This window comes from Acidisphaera rubrifaciens HS-AP3 (assembly GCF_000964365.1).
Classification (GTDB): domain Bacteria; phylum Pseudomonadota; class Alphaproteobacteria; order Acetobacterales; family Acetobacteraceae; genus Acidisphaera; species Acidisphaera rubrifaciens.
This window is the reverse complement of record NZ_BANB01000305.1, coordinates 1-3,724: the sequence shown is the minus strand read 5'-3', so window position 1 is coordinate 3,724 and position 3,724 is coordinate 1. Positions and strand designations below refer to the sequence as shown.

Here is a 3,724-nt window from a genome sequence, read left to right as displayed (position 1 = left end):
GCACGCGGGTCAGCCAGGGGCGGGGCGCCGGCCGGCGGGGCGGCGGCAAAGCGGTCGGCCGCGACCGCGTCGAGCGCCTCGTCCACGCCCCAGTCGTGTTGCAGCACCAGCGCCGCGCGCAGAAAGGCTTGGGCGTCCATCCGCCGATCCTGGTCGATTTTGCGTCCGCACGACAGTCTGCCTAGTTTCGCGGCCGACCCCACATCTAGTGGCGGCATACGGGAGGGACTGCATGGCCGACGAGGAAGTGCCGCCGCGCGAGAGTATGGCGTTCGATGTCGTCATTGTCGGTGCCGGACCCGCCGGTCTCGCCGCGGCGATCCGCCTCAAGCAGCTTGCCCCGGACGCCGCCGTGTGCGTGGTCGAAAAGGGCAGCGAGGTCGGCGCGCATATCCTGTCCGGTGCGGTGATCGAGCCCCGGGCGCTCAATGAGCTCCTGCCCGACTGGGCCGAGCGGGGCGCGCCGCTTTCCACGCCGGCACGCGAGGACCGCTTCCTGTTCCTCACGGAACAGCGCGCCTACAAGATGCCGACGCCGCCGCAGATGAACAATCACGGCAACTACATCGTCAGCCTCGGCGACGTGTGCCGCTGGCTCGGCCAGCAGGCGGAGGCGCTGGGCGTCGAGATCTATCCGGGCTTCGCCGCCGCCGAGGCGCTGATCGAGGACGGGCGCGTGGTCGGCGTCGCGACCGGCGACATGGGCATCGGCCGCGACGGCGCCCCCACCGATGCGTGGCAGCGCGGCATGGAGCTGCGTGCCACCTATACCCTGTTCGCCGAGGGCTGCCGGGGCTCGCTGTCGAAGCAGCTGATGACGCGCTACGGCCTGCGCGACGGGCACGATCCGCAGACCTATGCGATCGGCATCAAGGAGCTGTGGGAAATCCCCGCCGAGCGCCACCGCGCGGGCCTGATCGAGCATACGATCGGCTGGCCGCTGGACCGCGCCACCTATGGCGGATCGTTCCTGTATCATTTCGGGGACAACCTGATCTCGTACGGGTTCGTCATCGGGCTCGACTACCGCAACCCGTGGCTTTCGCCGTTCGAGGAGATGCAGCGGTTCAAGACGCACCCGGCCGTGCGCGGGCATTTCGAGGGCGGCCGGCGCATCAGCTATGGCGCGCGCGCGCTCAACGAGGGCGGGCTGCAATCGATCCCGACCCTGGTGTTTCCCGGCGGCGCGCTGATCGGCTGCTCGGCGGGCTTCGTCAACGTGCCGAAGATCAAGGGCTCGCACACCGCGATGAAGTCGGGGATGGTTGCGGCCGAAACGGTTGCCGACGCGCTCGCTGGCGACCGTCCGGCGGTGCTCGACACCTACCCGGAGCGGCTGCGCGCGAGCTGGGTGTGGGAGGAGCTTGCGGCGGTGCGCAACGTCCGCCCGGCCTTCGCCCGCTGGGGTCTGCTGGGCGGGCTCGCCTATGCCGGCCTCGACACCTATGTCTTTCGCGGCCGGGCGCCGTGGACGTTCCATCACGTCCATCCCGATCACGACTCGCTGCAGCGGGCCGACCGGGCGCCGCGCATCGCCTATCCGCGCCCGGACGGCAAGCTCACGTTCGACCGCCTCTCGTCGGTGTTCATCAGCAACACCAACCATGAGGAGAATCAGCCCGCGCATCTGCGTCTGCGTGATCCGTCGCAGGCGATCGCCGTGAACTGGGAGCAGTTCCGCAGCCCGGAGACGCGCTACTGCCCGGCCGGCGTCTACGAGATCGTGGGCGCGGAGGAGGGGGCGCCGCGGTTGCAGATCAACGCGCAGAACTGCGTCCACTGCAAAACCTGCGACATCAAGGACCCGGGCCAGAATATCGACTGGGTGACGCCCGAGGGCGGCGGCGGGCCGAACTACCCGGGCGGGATGTAGCCCGCATGACAAACCGTCAACCCCCGTGTTTTGCCGCGTGTGCGCCGTGCCGGCGCGTGGCAGTCTGGGATACCCATAACTTCGTTGGTTCCTGATGTACGCTTCCTCCGCCCGGCGCCCGCCCCGTCGTCTCCGTCCCGCGCTGCTGTTCTCGGCGTTCCTGTCGGCGTCCCTGCTGGGGGCGTGTCTCGGCGCGGGCGCCCCGGCCGCCGCGGCGATGCGCGGGACGGTGGCAGGCGGGGGGACGGCCGAACGGCCGCCCGTCTATGGCCTCGCCGGCGACTTCCTGTGCGGGCGCTTCGCGGTCGCCCAGTCGGACATGAACCGGGCGGCCGAGTATTTCGAGCGGGCGATGACGCTCGATCCCCGCAACACGGAGCTGGTGGAACAGGCCTTCGTCTCGGCCCTGCTCGCCGGCCGGCCGGAGGCGGTGCGGCTGGCGCGCCGGCTGCCCGACAATCAGGCGGCGCAGCTGCTGCTGGCCGATGCCGACGCCAAGGCGGGCCGTTGGGACGCGGCGGAGAACCATTTCCACAATCTGCCGCGGCAGGGGCTGACCCAGGTTCTCCAGCCGCTGCTGGTCGCCTGGGCGCAGCTCGGCGGGGGGCATGTGGATGCGGCGCTCGCCACGCTCCGCCCGTATGTGGAGGGGCAGCGTTTCCGCGGCGTCTATGCGCTGCATGCCGCGATGATCGCCGATCTCGGCGGACGGGCGGCCGACGCGGCGCGGCTGTATCGGACCGCGCAGACCGAATACGGCGGCACCAACCTGCGTCTGGCGGAGGCGCTGGCAAGCTGGCAGGCGCGGCAGGGCCACACGCAGGAGGCCGACGACACGCTGCGCGCGCTGCTGGAGGGCGGCGACGATTTCGCGATCGCCCTGCCGGCGCTGGAGGCGGCGGTGATGCGCCGCCCGATCGCACGCGCGACCGACGGGATCGCCGAGGCGTATCTCGCGCTCGCCGCCGCGCTGCGCCAGCAGGACGCGACGGATTTCTCCATGCTGCTGCTGCGTCTCGCGCTCGACCTGCGGCCGGATTTCGTGGCGGCCCGCATGCTGCTCTCCGACATCGAGCAGACCGCCAAGCATTATGACGCCGCGCTGGCGATCCTGGCGCCGGTCGGCAAGGACGATCCGCTGTCGGCGGTGGTGCGCCTGCGCCGCGCGGCGCTGGAGGACATGCTCGGTCATACCGACCTCGCGACCCGGGATCTGGAGGAGCTGTCGCGCGAATACCCGGACAGCCCGCTGCCGGACGCTCAGCTTGGCGACACGCTGCGCGCCAAGGGGCGGTTCACCGATGCCATCACCGCCTATGACCGGGCCATCATGCGCCAGGGCGAGCAGCCGCGCCGTATCGCCTGGCCGCTCTTCTATGCCCGCGGCATCGCCTATGAGCGGTCGAACCAGTGGCCGAAGGCCGAGGCGGATTTCCATCAGGCGCTCGAACTCGCGCCCGATCAGCCGGCCGTGCTGAATTATCTCGGTTATTCCTGGGCCGACCAGGGCACGCATCTCTCGCAGGCCAAGCAGATGATCGAGCGTGCGGCCGAGCAGCGGCCGAATGACGGGGCGATCGTCGACAGCCTCGGCTGGGTCCTGCTGCGCCAGGGCGACACCAAGGAGGCGGTGAAGACCCTCGAACGCGCGGTCGAGCTGCAGCCCGAGGATGCGGAGATCAACGGCCATCTCGGCGATGCCTATCTGGCCGCCGGGCGGAAGCTCGACGCGGAATACCAGTGGCGCCGGGCCCTCACCTTCAACCCCGACAAGGACGAGGCGGCGAAACTGGAGGCGAAGCTGCACGAACTCGCCGCCAGCGCGACCCCCACGCCCGACAGCGCCGCGGC

General features: G+C 70.5%; 2 protein-coding genes. Both read left to right on the top strand.

Features of this window, described 5'->3' with window-relative positions:
* The first annotated feature begins 232 nt into the window (after positions 1 to 232).
* Entirely contained in the window at positions 233 to 1,873 is a 1,641-nt protein-coding gene (locus tag B8460_RS10125) for an electron transfer flavoprotein-ubiquinone oxidoreductase (protein WP_048861477.1), read from the top strand.
* Positions 1,874 to 1,967: 94 nt separating this feature from the next.
* The coding region (locus tag B8460_RS10120) for a tetratricopeptide repeat protein (protein WP_052945208.1) at positions 1,968 to 3,724 on the top strand (1,757 nt) is incomplete at its 3' end.

Excerpts from the sequence above, each read along its gene's own strand:
- B8460_RS10125 (WP_048861477.1), top strand. The coding sequence starts at position 233 with ATGGCCGACGAGGAAGTGCCGCCGCGCGAGAGTATGGCGTTCGATGTC.